This is a genomic window from Acidovorax sp. Root568 (assembly GCF_001427445.1).
In the GTDB taxonomy this organism is placed as follows: Bacteria; Pseudomonadota; Gammaproteobacteria; order Burkholderiales; family Burkholderiaceae_C; genus Acidovorax; species Acidovorax delafieldii.
Genome location: NZ_LMGP01000010.1, coordinates 240,799 through 254,507, shown reverse-complemented (window position 1 = coordinate 254,507; position 13,709 = coordinate 240,799). Strand labels below are relative to the sequence as shown.

Genomic DNA, 13,709 nt, shown 5'->3' with positions numbered 1-13,709 from the left:
GGCCCGCCATGCCCACGCAAGCCAGCGCCATCACGCTGCGGGTACGCGGCTTGGTCACCAGCAGCGTCTACCGCTTCACCCGCCACGGCCTGCCCGTGGTCGAGCTGGAGATCGCAGACCGCGCCACCGGCCAAACCGTGTGCATCACACACAGCTACCCCAACGGAGGCACGGCCAGCTGCACCGCAGCGCGCGCCCTTGCCGCCCGCATGCGCGGCCAGCTGGCCGACCTGCAGGCCATCAATCCCCGCTTCAAAGCCAAGCGCCTGGAGTGCGAGGCAGACCTGATCAACCCCAACCCCACCAGCGCAGAGCGCGCAGATCTCGCATGACTTCCAAGACCATCACCATCCACATCATCGACCAGCCAAGCGGCGGCGTCATGGTGTACACCACGGGCGGCACCCCCATCCCCGGCCAACGCCTCACCCCAGGCCACGCCCTGGCTACAGACCTGCTCAACCTTTGCACTCACCGCGCCAGCGATGTGCGCTACTGGCACGGCACCGACAAGGCCATGGAGCTGGTGCAAGACCTGCTCAACCCCGACCAATACGGCTACGCCGTCAGCCCCGAGGTGCACCGCGCGGCCCGCCGCGTGATGGGCCTGCCCCTAGACCCCACCGCTCAGGTGCCAGCATGACCCGCGCCCGCCCCACCCGAGGCACAGACAGCATCACACTGGCCAAGCCCAACGAAACCAGCGTGCACATCGTGCGCCCCAAGCCCGCACCGCTGCGCCAGGCAGGCCTGCAGGCCATCGGCACTACAACCACATCGGCCCACGGCAAGCCCCTGATCAGCCCCGTGGCCAGCCAGGCCGAGCTGCTGGCGCGCCGCAAGTGCGAACGCCTGGAGCGCGCCACCGACTGCACCCCCGTGCGCAACAGCACCATGCGCGGCCCCGCCTACACCTGCCCCGAGCTGCGCACCAACCCCTACCGCCCAGGCAGCGCCGACGCGTTCCGCCTGCCCAGCCGCACCAGCTTCGCAAAGAAGGGATGAGCACCATGGCAACCGCAGTCCACGACACCGTTACCCAGGCCCTGCCCACCCCCGGCGCAGGCCCGCGCTTGCTGCACACCCCCGTGCACAGCATCGCCCCCAGCCTCACCAACCCACGCAAGACCTTCGACCAGGCCAAGCTGGAGGAGCTGGCCGACAGCATCAAGGCCAGCGGCGTGCACCAGCCCGTGCTGCTGCGCCCCCTGCCCGCGCACCGGCTGGAAGACACCCACCGCGAGGCCCGCGCCAACAAGCGCCCCGCTCCCGAGTTCGAGCTAATCGCGGGCGAACGCCGCTGGCGCGCCAGCCAGCTCGCAGGCCTGGCAGAGATTCCAGCCATGGTTCGCCCCATGACCGACACCGAAGCGCTAGAGGCCCAGGTCATAGAGAACCTGCAGCGCGAAGACGTGACCGAGCTGGAGGAGGCTGAGGGCTACGAAGTGCTGATGCGCACCGGCAACCTCAACGCCGACCAGGTGGGCGCCAAGATCGGCAAAAGTCGCAGCTACGTCTACGCCCGCCTCAAGGTGCTGGACCTGTGCCAAAAGGCGCGCGAGGCCCTGCGCGAGGGCAAGATCGACTTCAGCAAAGCCCTGCTGATCGCCCGCATCCCGGACGAAGGCTTGCAGCTGCAGGCGCTGGCCTACTGCGCACCAGCCAACCACTTCTACCAGCCTAGCTACCGCGACTGCGCTTCGCACGTCCAGCAGAACTACATGCTCAAGCTGAGCAGCGCCAAGTTCAAGATCACGGACGCCAACCTGGTCCCCAAGGCAGGCAGCTGCAGAGGGTGCCCCAAGCGTACCAGCGCCAACCCCGACCTGTTCCAGGACGTGGACAGTGCAGACGTGTGCACAGACCCCAAGTGCTACCACGCCAAGGAAGAGGCCCACAGCGTAGCCATCAAGAAAGCAGCACTGGAGAGCGGCGCGCACATCATTGAAGGCCGCGAGGCCAAGGCCTTGATGCCCAATTCGTGGAGCAGCGAGGTAAAGGGCTATCTGCGGCTGGACGACAAGAACGACAGCCCCACCGATAAACCGCTGCGCAAGCTCATCGGCAAGGCCATGGAGCAGCAAGGCATCAAGCCAACGCTGGTGGCCAACCCGCACAAAGATGGCGAGCTGGTGGCCGTCATCACCCCCGACCAGGCCGAGGTGCTGCTGAAGGCTGCGAACCACGAGGAGGTCGCCGCCAAGATTGAGCAAGAGGCCCAACGCGAAGCCGAAAGCGCTCAGCTCCAAGCCGCGGCCGAGGCAAAGACCGCCTTTGAAGAGCAATGGCGGTGGGACTTGCTGACAGCCACGTGGGACCAGATCCGCAACGGCACACACGAAGCGCCTTCCGACGCTGTGATGCGAGACATTGCCACCACCAAGGCCAAAGGCCTCAATCAGGACCGCGCCAAGAAGCTGTGCAAGCTGCTCGACCTGGGCAAGGTCGCCCCCGTGGCTGGCTTGCTGCAGTACATCGCAGACACCGACGCACCGGCCGATGCTCTGCAGCTAATGGTGATGTTCCAGGACGTGGAATACCGCCACTGGATCGCCCCCAGCGAGGCCAACACCGCCCTGCTGCAGGTGGCCAAGGACTACGGCGTCGATCCGGACAAGGTTAAAGCCCAGACCAAAGCCAACCTGCGCGCCGCCGCCAAGGCCAAAGCCGACCGCGAAGCCGCTAAAGCTGCAGCACCAGAAAGTGCTTCTACCCCTACACCCGCTGCGCAAGCTGTACCTACGCGCGAGGGAGGTAGGGCCAAAGGGGCCAAGGGCAAAACCACCCCCGCTGCGCAAGCCAGCGCTACCGCGCCCAAGACCACGAAGGCCGAGGCCACGGCCCAAATCGCCGCTGCGCTGGCCGAGGCCGAAGGGAACCAGGATCAGGCGCCTGCGGCGCATGGCAACGACGGCGCCCCCGCTCCTGCGAGCGGTGGCGCGGGTGACGCCCCGCCCAGTAACAGCGCCGCGCCGGTAGATCCGTCGGTCGCGTGGCCATTCCCGAACGGCTGGGCAGAAGCAACGGCGACCGACTCCGCAGCCGCGCCCGCTGGTGAGGCCGGTGCAGATGCAGAGACAGGGGCAACAGTAGCTGGGGGCGATGCGCTGGTGATCACATCTGGAATGGTGCTCATAGTCAAAGACACCTGCGACGCCGTGAGCTGGCGCGGCCGCACGATCACCGTCACCGGCGTCAAAGGCAACAGCATTAAGGCCCGCGAGGCCAACAAGCCACCAGCCCACGCCGAGCGTGGCACTTTCTTTGCTGAGGATCTGGAGGCGCTGGCATGACGCACGGCCGCAAGAAGTCCCGAATGGCCCGCATCAGCGCCAACCCGCTCATGCTGGCCCTCATGACCGCCACCAAGCTCACCCAGGCCGAGATAGCCGAAGTGATGACACCCGTGCGCCAATGCCTCAAATTCGTGCGCGAGGGCGTCTCCACGCAACTGCAATTCGAGGTGCTGCGGTCTACCATGCTCATTGCCCAGGGCATCGAACACAGCGGCATCGTGCGTGGCCTTGCAGACCACATCACCAGCGCTCTGCAGGCCTGCACCGCGATCGAGGCCCGCGCCCTCACCTCGTGTGCATGGCGGCAGACCGCCCTTCACTTTCAGGAGCTGGACGCACTCGCCACCGCAGTGGATCTGCACGAATACCAGCTCCAGCAGATCAGCGCTGGCGAGCTGCACCGCATCGTCAACCACATCAAGGCCCGCACCGCCAGCACTGGCGGCAACGTAGTGCGACTCTCCGAAACCGACCTGGCCCTGATGGCCGCATGAAGGACTCACTGCATGAGTACCACCGTCACCATCAAACCCTTGTACCTCGACCGCGAGGCCGCTGCCGCATTCCTGTCGCTGTCATCCACGCAGCTCGAAAAAATGGCATCCAAGGGTCTAGCCCCCAAGCCGCGCAAGCTGTCCGCAGGCCGTAGCGCCTGGCTGGTGGAAGAGCTGGAGGACTGGGGTCGTAGCCTGCCCGTGTCAGACCTAAAGCCCGCACGCAACTCTGGCTACGGCCGCGCAGGCACGCCAGATGATGCGAGCGATTCCAAGTGATCACTCAACCGCCGCAGCCACACCAGCCGCTCCTGGTCGTAGGTGTGCACGTTGTACGTGGCCTCGATCTCTTCGGGCATGTGGCCCACGATGGCCTCTGCAATCTCTGCCGGGCACCCCAGCGCAGCCAACATGGTGCGGCCGGTACGCCGTAGGTTGTGGGGCGTCCAGTCGGTCACAGGCAATTGCAGCGCCGGGTTGTCCCGGCGTTTTGCTTTGGGGCTGTAGGGCTGCAGGTCGTACACATAGGTGCTGAAGGCATGCTGGGTGTACGGTTTGCCCCGTGTGTCTTCAAACAGGTAGCCCGATTGACCCACGCCAGCCAGGCGGCGCTCCACCACCTGACGTGCCCTGCCCCATAGCGGCACGCGCAGATCCACCGCATCGGCGTACCTGGCATTCTTGGTCTGCTCCTTGGGTATGGTCCACCAAAGCACCGCATCGTCGCCATGCCCCTCCACAGCCAGCTGCTCAGGCCGCAGGCCAAAAATCTCGCTGCCCCGCGTGCACGTCCACAGGTACATCACCACGGCATCCTGGCCCACCTGGTGCATGTTGCCCAGCCAGGCCAGCAGCGCGCGCACTTCGTCATCGCGCAGCGCCCGCCGACGCTGGCCCACGTGCTTGCCCGCCATCACCTTGCCCTTGCTCTTCAGGCGCCCTTTCATCACTTGGCGCCACCAGTTGGGCGTGTTTCCGTCCAGCCGCCCAGCATCCAGCGCGTACTCCCAGGCAGACCCCAGCATTGACCGCAACTTGGCCGTGGCCATGGGCGTGGCCTTGCGCGCTTCCAACACATCGAAGCACTGTGCGCGCGTCACTAGGTTGGCATCCGCTGTCGCCAGCTCGGGCTCTTGTTCAATCAGCCGGTCCAGCGCCTTGCGCGCCGCCTCGGCACCGGCAGCCTTGCGACTCACCAGCAGGTGCCCCTTCACGTAGTCCGCCACCAGCATGGCCACGGTGTAGCCTTTGGACGCGGCCGGTGTAGCTTTTGCAGCCGCGCGCAGGGCCTTGCGCTTAGCCACCGGGTCAACGCCCGCAGACTTCTGGCCCCGCAGCTCCATCCACTTGGCCATGGCGTCATGCAGCGTCAAAGCAGGCCACGGCCCAATGGCCACCTGGCGCAGCTTGCCGTCCGGCGTCTTGTAGCGGTACGTCCAGGTTTTGAGGTTTTTGGTGGCCAGCAGCCGCAAGCCGGGGCAACCAGGCACTGCCATCGCATCGCCCGGCTGCAGCGCTTTCGCGGCCCTTGCATCAAAAACCATATACTCCCCACCTGTTGAGTGCACCCCGTGCAGCGTAGTGTAGGTTTCAGATCACCAGAAACTACACTTAAACTACACCGGGAGTATATGCAGCGCGGGGTGAATGGGGCCAGATGTAGGGAACATCGAAAGCCGCATCACAGAGAATCCGGCTGTAAAATCAAGCACTTAGAGCAACTTTCCTTTGGGAATCAACAGGTTGCGAAATGCGGGTGTAGTTCAATGGTAGAACGGCAGCTTCCCAAGCTTCATACGAGGGTTCGATTCCCTTCACCCGCTCCAAATCAATAAAACCTGCCAGGCAGCAATGCCTGGCAGGTTTTTTCATGGGCTGACGTCTTTCTGTCGAGGGCTCTCTAGCCGCCGAGCTTTGGCACGGCACGGTCCGATGCGGGCACATGCATACGCGCCGTTGTTGCATCCTGGCCCAGGTTGAACCGCGCAATGGCCTCAACCATCTGCTGCGCCTGCGTGCGCAGGCTGCTGGCAGCCGCAGCCATTTCCTCCACCAGCGCCGCGTTCTGCTGCGTGGTCTGGTCGAGCTGTGTGACAGCCTCACCCACCTGGCCAACTCCGGCGGTCTGCTCGTTACTGGCCGCGCTGATTTCAGAGACCATGTCGGCCACGCGCTGGATAGAGCTGACGACTTCCTGCATCGTGGTGCCCGCCTGATCGGCCAGCACCGAGCCCTGTTGCACCATGGCGCTGCTGGCGCCAATCAGCTCCTTGATGGCTTTGGCTTCGGCTGCCGTGCGCTGGGCCAGGTTGCGCACCTCGGCGGCCACCACCGCGAAGCCGCGACCTTGTTCACCCGCGCGTGCCGCCTCGACCGCCGCGTTGAGCGCCAGGATGTTGGTCTGAAAGGCAATGCCGTCGATCACACCAATGATGTCGGCGATCCTCTGGCTGCTGTTGTTGATGTCCTGCATCGTGCGGACCACTTTGGACACCACCTCACCACCCTGCTGGGCAACCCGGCTGGCCCCCACGGCCAGTTGGTTGGCTTGGCTTGCGCTGTCGGCGTTGTGGCGTATGGTGGCGCCCAGTTGCTCCATGCTGGCCGCCGTCTGCTCCAACGCACTGGCTTGACTTTCGGTACGCCCCGACAGGTCCTGGTTACCCTGCGCAATCTCCGTACTAGCAGCAGATACGCTGTCGGCACTGGTACGCACCGTGCCCAAACTTTCCACCAACCGGACGCGAAAGCCTTCCATGGCCTGGGCCAGAGAGCCGATTTCATCGCGCGACCGGACGGACACCGCGTGCGTGAGATCCCCCTGCGCCAGATAGCCAAGGGCCGTGCTTAGCTGCTGCACGGGGGCACCCACCAGCCTGCGCGTAGCCACCAACAGCACCACAGTGAGCAACGCAAGTGCCACCGCCACACCCAGCCAAAGCCAGGTGAGCACGCCGCGCGCCTCACTCATCATCTCTGTCAAAGGTGCCTCGGCAACGATGGCCCAGCTCCAGGGTTTGTAGTGCTCAACCGCCACGTAGCGGATGGCGGTATCACTCTCACCGCTGCGACGGGGCGACCAACCGGACTCCAGATCGCCAGAGGACTGGACCGCAGCCAACGACGCCAGCCAAGCCTTGGCGTTGTCGTCCTTGTCATCCAACTTCAGGGACTTGCCAGCGCCGGGCAACCCGAAAACACTGCCCCGTGCGGGGCCCGATGAGAGATTGACGGCATACACAGCACCCGAGGTAAACAATTTTTGTCCCGCCATCACGGTGTCGAGCTTGCCCAGAATGGCACCCATGTCGGAGCCAATGAACAGGATGCCGATGGTGCGAGTCCCGTCGCGGATGGGCTCATACACGGTCATGTACTCACGGCCAAACAGGCTGGCACGGCCGATATAGGTTTTGCCCTCATTCATGAGGGCATAGGCCGGGTGCTTACGGTCCAGCAGGGTCTTGTAAGCACGCTCACCATCCTGCTTTTTGAGGGATGTGGTCACACGAATGAAATCGTCGCCGGTGCGCGCGAAAATCGTGGCCACTGCTCCCGTGCTGTCCTTGGAGAATCGGTCCACCACTTCAAAGTCGCCGTTGACGGAGGCCCCCTGGAAAGACAGCACCGCCTCGGGCTTTCCATCGGCCCCAGGCGACTCTGCGACGGTGAATTGACCTGGGAAATTCGCCTTGAACAGGGTGAAGTCGCGCTTGGCCTGCTCTTGCGCCGTTTCATCAAAGGTCTGGACCAAAGTGCGTACCTGGGCGGCGTATTGCATGGCATCACCACGCGCGAGGCGACCGAAGTCTTTCCAGAGCAGGGTACTGACGATGCCCATCGTGGCCAACAAAACCGCCAACAGACTGAGCAAAGCCGTCAAGGACAGCTTGAAGGCGACGGAATGGCGGGAGCTTGAGGGAATCATCTGGTGCTTTTGGGTAATTTATGCATCAACGTGCATACGGAGAACCAAAGTACCCGAAGTCGCGCAAAAACAAAACCATCGCCGGTGCAATGGCCTTTTTAGGCATAGGGAAAACCCTTGCAAAAATTCACCGCAACAACAACTCGCTGCGGCAGACACAGAAGTCGTCATGCAAGTCTGCGTCGAGGTTCCAGCGTGTTCAAGGCAGGCTCAGCGCCTGTCTGCTTTTAAAAACTCTTTGCACCCCAGTGACGGGATCCACAAACTCCAGAGACCGCGCCAGCAGCTGCAGTGGCCGCGAGTAGTCGCCTTCGGGCGGGTCGTTGACGACGGGATAAAAAGGGTCGTTGCGCAGTGGCAGCCCCAGGGCCGCCATATGCACGCGCAACTGGTGGCGCTTGCCAGTGACGGGCGACAGCAGGTACCGAGCCCAGTCGCCTGCGACCTCTAGCACCTGAATATGGGTGTAGCTATTGGGCTCGCCCGACACCTCCTGCATACGAAAGAACTGCGGACTCTCCTCCAACCGGCTGCGGTGGTCACGCGGGAAGGTCAGGTCGGCGCGCCACGGCGCAACGGCCTCGTAATGCTTGATGATCTGTCGATCGCGGAACAGCGCCTGATACGCTCCGCGCGTTGCCTGATGCACTGACAGCATCACCAACCCAGCCGTATCACGGTCAATGCGGTGCAATGGCGAGAGCTCGGGCAGCCCCAATCGGCGTTTGAGGCGTACAAGCAAGGTGTTATGCAGATACCGGCCTGAGGGCGTTACCGGCATGAAGTGCGGCTTATCTGCCACCACCAGATGCTCGTCCTGGTACACCACCGCTTCACTGAACGGCAAGGCGGGCTCGGCGGGAAGACTTCGATAGTAGTAAAGGCGCAGACCTCCCTCAAAAGCCCGATCAGGCAACACGGCCTGCCCGCGTTCATCCACCACGACACCCGCCTCCATGCGCTCGTGCCACCCTTCACGGGATACGGCCGGCAGTCGCTCTGTCAAAAAATCCAGCATGCTGCCCTGCCCTCGCGCAGGCAGTACCACGCAGCTGGGGCTCACCCCATCGCGCACGGGCAATACATGGGGATGGCGAGGGTTGTGCATGGCGTGCAAATTCTAGGGGGTTGGTCGGCGTCAAGATACGCCAGTCCCGACCGGGGATAGCGCTTCACCCGCGCATACAGGTGGAGCACAAAGCCCATGCAGAGCAGCGCTGTAGGACAAGCACGCCAAAAGGCCTGTTAGCCAACGCAATCGACGCAAATTTGCGTTCTGCGGGCTAGCATGGCTGCTCTATGACAAGACCCCAAACGGACCAGCACACCACATCTGCACGCGCAACGGCGACGGCAATGGCACCAGCGGGAGTGACTTCAACGCCTCGCCCGAGGCAGGGCCATAGCAGGGTCCGCATTGCCTGTGGCGTCATGGTAGGACTGCTGCTGATAGGCGCTGTGACGCTGAGCCAGTGGGATTGGAACCGCTCCAAACCCTGGATCAACCAAACCCTCAGCGAGGCAACCGGACGACAGTTTGCGGTGGAGGGCGATTTATCCGCATCCTGGCACTGGCCACAGCCCCTTGAAGAAGGGTGGCACCGCTGGGTTCCTGGCATCACTGTGCAGGGAACCCAGCTGGTTTTGCAAGACCCTCCAGGATTTGCCCGTCCTGGCAAAGCCGCAACGCCCCAAACCACGGCACGCGCCGAGATGGCGCGCGCATCGCTCAAGCTTTGGCCACTACTGGCGAGGCAAGTGGTCATTGATACCCTGGAGCTGTCTGGCCCGGACATCTCCCTCGCCCGCCTGCGCGACGGCAGCAACAATTGGACGCTGCTCCCCAAGAGGGATCCCGATGACGCCACGCCGCGCTGGGCGTTCAGCATTTATCAGCTAGCGGTTCGCGGGGGGCATATGGCATATAACGACGCCAAGCAAGACCTTGATCTGACCGCCCGCGTCGACACCCTCAGCGAAGGGCAGACAGTCGTTGCATCGGGGAATGCTGCATCGTCTGCGTCTGGCACGGCGAGTGCCTCTAGCACCCCAGTCTATGGCGTGCACTTCGACCTCAAGGGCACGCTGGGCAAGGCGCGTATCGAGGGTCAGGGTCAGGCCGGCTCTGTGCTCTCGCTGCGCGACAAAGAGGTGAACTACCCCCTGCAATTCACCGCTAAGGCGGGCAGTGTAGAAACAGCCGTTCGGGGTATTCTGGCAAATCCGGGTGCGCTGTCAGGGATGGATTTCCAAGTCATGCTCAAAGGCGCCAGCATGGCTGACCTGTATGCACTCACGGGTCTTGTCCTGCCCAATACGCCCGCATTTCAGACCCAGGGACGATTGCAGGGCAGTCTGCAACCAGGCCGTGCTGTATGGGATTACCGTGACTTCACTGGTACGGTAGGCCAGAGCGATCTGCACGGCAATCTGCGCTTCGTGTCGGCTGCGCCACGCGGCAAACTTTCAGGCGCTATCACATCCAATCAGTTGCGCATGGTGGACCTGGGACCAGTGCTCGGTACAGCCACCACGGCGACTGCCCAGCCTGGCCGCAATGGCAAGGTACTGCCCAACGCTGCATTTGCCACCGATCGCTGGAGCACCATGGATATGGATCTTAAGTTTGCGGGGCAGCGTGTGATCCGACCCAACAGCCTGCCGCTGGAGGACCTTAGCGTGCATGCCGTATTGGACGATGCCGTGCTGCGCCTGGAACCCTTGCATTTTGGTGTGGCCAAAGGCCAGATTGAATCCAAACTTGTGCTGGACAGCCGCAAACGACCGCTGACGGTACACATGGACACCCGCGTGCAAAACCTGCGGCTCGCTGCGCTGTTTCCCGAGGTGGAACTGACCCAAAAAAGCCTGGGGCGACTCGATGGCGCCATGGCGCTGAATGGCCAGGGGAATTCCGTAGCGCAGTGGCTTGGCAGCAGCAGCGGCGAGGCCCGCCTGTATGTGCGCGATGGCACTCTGAGCCGCGAACTACTGGACCGCGCTGCACTCAACGTGGGCAGCATCGTGGTGGGCAAACTGTTTGGCGACAACAAAGAAGTGCAACTGCGTTGCGCGGTGGCAGATCTGGCGGTGCGCGAAGGCCTTGCCACGGTCCGCACCGCCAAGCTGAGCACCAACGAGGCGGTGGTGGATGTCACGGGCACCATCGACATGGCAGAGGAACGCCTGAACCTGAGCGTGAAACCAGCGTCGCTGGAGTGGAAGTTCTTCTCGCTGCGCACTCCGCTGTACGTGCGCGGCACGCTGGGCAAACCCGATGTGGGCGCAGAACCAGGCCCCCTGCTGTTGCGCGCCGGGGCAGCCATTGCCGCTGCGGTGGCCGCGCCTGCAGCCTTGGCATTGTTACCTGTAACGGTACCCGGAGCTGACGACGACGCGCAGTGTGCGCCCTTGCTTGCTCAAGCTACACAACCGGTCAAGGCAGGGCGCGCTGGCGCGCCGGTCGCGCGCACCACGCCGTCACGCTAAAAAATACTTCTACACCGCCTCTGCGGGTGTGTGGGCCCCAGCGGCCATCGCCAATGAAAAAGCCCACGGCGTGAACCGTGGGCTTTTCGTGGATCTGCGAGGAACCCGAGGTCAGTCGGCCGTCGCCTCTTCAGGCTCTGCAGGCTCGGACTTCGCCGAACGCTCCTTCTTCGGCAAAGGCTGGATATCCAGCAGTACGTCGGGTGTTTCCACACCCTTGTCGTCCTTCTTCATCTCGATATCCACGGTCAGGCGTCCCCCTTCTGTCAGGCGGCCAAACAGCAACTCGTCAGCCAAGGCGCGGCGGATGGTGTCCTGGATCAGGCGCTGCATAGGGCGCGCGCCCATCAGCGGGTCGAAACCCTTCTTGGCCAGGTGCTTGCGCAGGGCATCGGTGAAGGTGACCTCCACCTTCTTCTCAGCCAACTGCGTCTCCAGCTGCAGCAGGAACTTGTCCACTACGCGCAGGATGATCTGTTCATCGAGTGCCTTGAAGTTGACGATGGCATCCAGCCGGTTGCGGAACTCAGGCGTGAACAGGCGCTTGATATCACTCATTTCATCGCCCGCCTGCCGCGGGTTGGTAAAGCCAATGGTCGCCTTGTTCATGGTCTCGGCGCCAGCATTCGTGGTCATGATGATGAGCACGTTACGGAAGTCGGCCTTGCGGCCGTTGTTATCCGTCAGCGTGCCGTGGTCCATGACCTGCAGCAGCACGTTGAAGATGTCCGGATGTGCTTTCTCGATCTCATCGAGCAGCAGCACCGCGTGCGGCTTCTTCGTGATGGCTTCCGTCAGCAGACCACCTTGGTCGAAACCGACATAACCTGGAGGCGCGCCAATCAGGCGGCTCACGGCATGGCGCTCCATGTACTCGGACATGTCAAAACGGATCAGCTCGATGCCCATGATGTAGGCAAGCTGCTTGGCCGCTTCAGTCTTGCCGACGCCGGTGGGACCGCTGAACAGGAACGAGCCGATCGGCTTGTCGCCCTTGCCCAGACCCGAGCGTGCCATCTTGACGGCACTGGCAAGCACTTCCAATGCCTTGTCCTGGCCGAACACCACGCTTTTCAGGTCGCGCTCCAGCGTCTGCAACTTGCCGCGGTCGTCATTGGACACGTTGGCAGGCGGAATGCGTGCGATCTTGGCCACGATCTCTTCGATCTCGGCCTTGCCGATGGTCTTCTTGCGCTTGCTCGGCACCATGATGCGCTGGGCCGCACCGGCTTCATCGATGACGTCGATTGCCTTGTCGGGCAGGTGGCGGTCGTTGATGTACTTGGCGCTCAGTTCTGCCGCAGCCTGCAGGGCAGCTGCAGCGTACTTCACGCTGTGATGCTCTTCAAAACGAGACTTCAGCCCCTTCAGGATGTCGATGGTTTCGGCCACGCTGGGCTCCACCACGTCCACCTTTTGGAAGCGGCGCGACAAGGCAGCATCCTTCTCGAAGATCCCCCGGTACTCCGTGAAAGTGGTCGCACCGATGCACTTGAGCTGGCCACTGGACAGCGCCGGCTTCAGCAGGTTGGAAGCATCGAGCGTGCCGCCCGAGGCCGCACCCGCACCGATCAAGGTGTGGATCTCGTCGATGAAAAGGATGGCGTTGGGCTTGTCCTTGAGCGACTTGAGCACGCCCTTGAGGCGCTGCTCGAAGTCGCCACGGTACTTGGTGCCCGCAAGCAACGCACCCATGTCCAGGGAGTACACCGTTGCCTCGGCCAGGATCTCGGGCACATCGTTTTGCGTGATCCGCCAAGCCAGGCCCTCGGCAATCGCAGTCTTGCCCACCCCTGCCTCGCCCACAAGCAGAGGATTGTTTTTGCGGCGACGGCACAGAATCTGGATCGTGCGCTCGACCTCGTAATGGCGGCCGATCAATGGATCGATCTTGCCATCCTTGGCGGCCTGGTTCAGGTTCTGGGTGAATTGCTCCAGCGGCGACGCCTTTTCGTTACGCTCACCACCTCCGCCCTCTTCGCCCTCGGCCTGATTCTCGGCCTTAGCAGGCTCGGGCGGCTCGCCCTTCTTGATACCGTGGGCGATGAAATTCACCACATCCAGCCGCGTGACACCTTGCTGGTGCAGGTAGTACACGGCGTGCGAGTCCTTTTCGCCAAAAATTGCCACGAGCACATTGGCACCCGTCACCTCTTTTTTGCCGTTGCCCGTGGACTGCACGTGCATGATGGCGCGCTGGATCACGCGCTGGAATCCCAGCGTAGGCTGGGTGTCCACCTCGTCGGTACCTGCGACCTGGGGGGTGTTGTCTTTGATGAAATTCGCCAGCGATGAACGCAGATCATCGATATTGGCCGAACATGCGCGCAGCACCTCCGCTGCGCTGGGGTTATCGAGCAATGCAAGCAACAGATGCTCCACGGTGATGAACTCGTGGCGCTGCTGACGGGCCTCAACAAAGGCCATGTGCAAGCTGACTTCCAGTTCCTGGGCAATCATGTGAACTCCTTTGTGCTTGCGTGGAAGGGATAACTTTAGATC

The 13,709-nt window shown here is 62.8% G+C and carries 11 protein-coding genes and 1 tRNA gene; 8 read left to right on the top strand and 4 right to left on the bottom strand.

Annotated features, from left to right (window positions below):
- Positions 1-8: 8 nt before the first annotated feature.
- Genes ASD75_RS07720 through ASD75_RS07695 form a run of 6 tightly spaced genes read left to right on the top strand, consistent with a single transcriptional unit; the run spans position 9 to position 4,069 of the window.
- Positions 9-332: a hypothetical protein gene (locus ASD75_RS07720; RefSeq protein ID WP_056744483.1), complete on the top strand. Its 324-nt coding sequence runs from the start codon at positions 9-11 to the stop codon at positions 330-332.
- Entirely contained in the window at positions 329-643 is a 315-nt protein-coding gene (locus tag ASD75_RS07715) for a hypothetical protein (protein ID WP_056744481.1), read from the top strand. Before ASD75_RS07720 ends, ASD75_RS07715 begins: the two co-directional genes overlap by 4 nt.
- Positions 640-1,005, top strand: a complete 366-nt coding sequence (locus tag ASD75_RS07710) for a hypothetical protein (RefSeq protein WP_056744479.1) — start codon at positions 640-642, stop codon at positions 1,003-1,005. Before ASD75_RS07715 ends, ASD75_RS07710 begins: the two co-directional genes overlap by 4 nt.
- Positions 1,002-3,293 carry a ParB/RepB/Spo0J family partition protein gene (locus tag ASD75_RS07705; protein WP_056744477.1) on the top strand — a complete coding sequence of 764 codons (2,292 nt, stop codon included), beginning with the start codon at positions 1,002-1,004 and terminating at the stop codon, positions 3,291-3,293. Before ASD75_RS07710 ends, ASD75_RS07705 begins: the two co-directional genes overlap by 4 nt.
- Positions 3,290-3,790 (top strand): hypothetical protein, encoded by a 501-nt coding sequence (locus ASD75_RS07700; protein WP_056744475.1) that lies wholly within the window; start codon positions 3,290-3,292, stop codon positions 3,788-3,790. The genes ASD75_RS07705 and ASD75_RS07700 overlap by 4 nt, the downstream gene beginning before the upstream one ends.
- A 12-nt stretch (positions 3,791-3,802) precedes the next feature.
- A complete protein-coding gene (locus tag ASD75_RS07695) occupies positions 3,803-4,069 on the top strand; it encodes an AlpA family transcriptional regulator (RefSeq protein WP_056744473.1) in 267 nt (88 codons plus the stop codon).
- Here ASD75_RS07695 and ASD75_RS07690 read toward each other — a convergent pair.
- Positions 4,024-5,286 (bottom strand): integrase family protein, encoded by a 1,263-nt coding sequence (locus tag ASD75_RS07690; RefSeq protein WP_056744471.1) that lies wholly within the window; start codon positions 5,284-5,286, stop codon positions 4,024-4,026. The two genes, ASD75_RS07695 and ASD75_RS07690, sit on opposite strands and share 46 nt — an antisense overlap.
- A gap of 256 nt (positions 5,287-5,542) precedes the next feature.
- Between ASD75_RS07690 and ASD75_RS07685 the strand changes: the two genes are divergently transcribed.
- Positions 5,543-5,616: transfer RNA gene (locus ASD75_RS07685), tRNA-Gly, on the top strand.
- Positions 5,617-5,690: 74 nt separating this feature from the next.
- Here the strand turns inward: ASD75_RS07685 and ASD75_RS07680 are convergent.
- Together ASD75_RS07680 and ASD75_RS07675 are read right to left on the bottom strand one after the other, a co-directional pair.
- Positions 5,691-7,631: a Cache 3/Cache 2 fusion domain-containing protein gene (locus tag ASD75_RS07680; protein WP_304439940.1), complete on the bottom strand. Its 1,941-nt coding sequence runs from the start codon at positions 7,629-7,631 to the stop codon at positions 5,691-5,693.
- A gap of 286 nt (positions 7,632-7,917) precedes the next feature.
- Complete coding sequence (locus ASD75_RS07675) at positions 7,918-8,826, bottom strand: pseudouridine synthase (RefSeq protein ID WP_056744470.1); 909 nt, start codon at positions 8,824-8,826, stop codon at positions 7,918-7,920.
- A gap of 191 nt (positions 8,827-9,017) precedes the next feature.
- On the opposite strand from ASD75_RS07675, the gene ASD75_RS07670 reads away from it, so the two are divergent.
- A complete protein-coding gene (locus tag ASD75_RS07670) occupies positions 9,018-11,207 on the top strand; it encodes an AsmA family protein (protein WP_369817463.1) in 2,190 nt (729 codons plus the stop codon).
- 111 nt (positions 11,208-11,318) lie between these two features.
- On the opposite strand, the gene clpA is transcribed toward ASD75_RS07670, so the two are convergent.
- Positions 11,319-13,667, bottom strand: coding sequence for an ATP-dependent Clp protease ATP-binding subunit ClpA (gene clpA, locus ASD75_RS07665; protein WP_056744466.1), 2,349 nt, complete (start codon positions 13,665-13,667; stop codon positions 11,319-11,321).
- Positions 13,668-13,709 lie beyond the last annotated feature (42 nt).

What these genes read in the sequence shown, in the direction of transcription:
- ASD75_RS07720 (WP_056744483.1), top strand. Translation starts at nt 9, where the DNA reads ATGCCCACGCAAGCCAGCGCCATCACGCTGCGGGTACGCGGCTTGGTC.
- ASD75_RS07715 (WP_056744481.1), top strand. Translation starts at nt 329, where the DNA reads ATGACTTCCAAGACCATCACCATCCACATCATCGACCAGCCAAGCGGC.
- ASD75_RS07710 (WP_056744479.1), top strand. Translation starts at nt 640, where the DNA reads ATGACCCGCGCCCGCCCCACCCGAGGCACAGACAGCATCACACTGGCC.
- ASD75_RS07705 (WP_056744477.1), top strand. Translation starts at nt 1,002, where the DNA reads ATGAGCACCATGGCAACCGCAGTCCACGACACCGTTACCCAGGCCCTG.
- ASD75_RS07700 (WP_056744475.1), top strand. Translation starts at nt 3,290, where the DNA reads ATGACGCACGGCCGCAAGAAGTCCCGAATGGCCCGCATCAGCGCCAAC.
- ASD75_RS07695 (WP_056744473.1), top strand. Translation starts at nt 3,803, where the DNA reads ATGAGTACCACCGTCACCATCAAACCCTTGTACCTCGACCGCGAGGCC.
- ASD75_RS07690 (WP_056744471.1), bottom strand. Translation starts at nt 5,286, where the DNA reads ATGGCAGTGCCTGGTTGCCCCGGCTTGCGGCTGCTGGCCACCAAAAAC.
- ASD75_RS07680 (WP_304439940.1), bottom strand. Translation starts at nt 7,631, where the DNA reads ATGGGCATCGTCAGTACCCTGCTCTGGAAAGACTTCGGTCGCCTCGCG.
- ASD75_RS07675 (WP_056744470.1), bottom strand. Translation starts at nt 8,826, where the DNA reads ATGCACAACCCTCGCCATCCCCATGTATTGCCCGTGCGCGATGGGGTG.
- ASD75_RS07670 (WP_369817463.1), top strand. Translation starts at nt 9,018, where the DNA reads ATGACAAGACCCCAAACGGACCAGCACACCACATCTGCACGCGCAACG.
- clpA (WP_056744466.1), bottom strand. Translation starts at nt 13,667, where the DNA reads ATGATTGCCCAGGAACTGGAAGTCAGCTTGCACATGGCCTTTGTTGAG.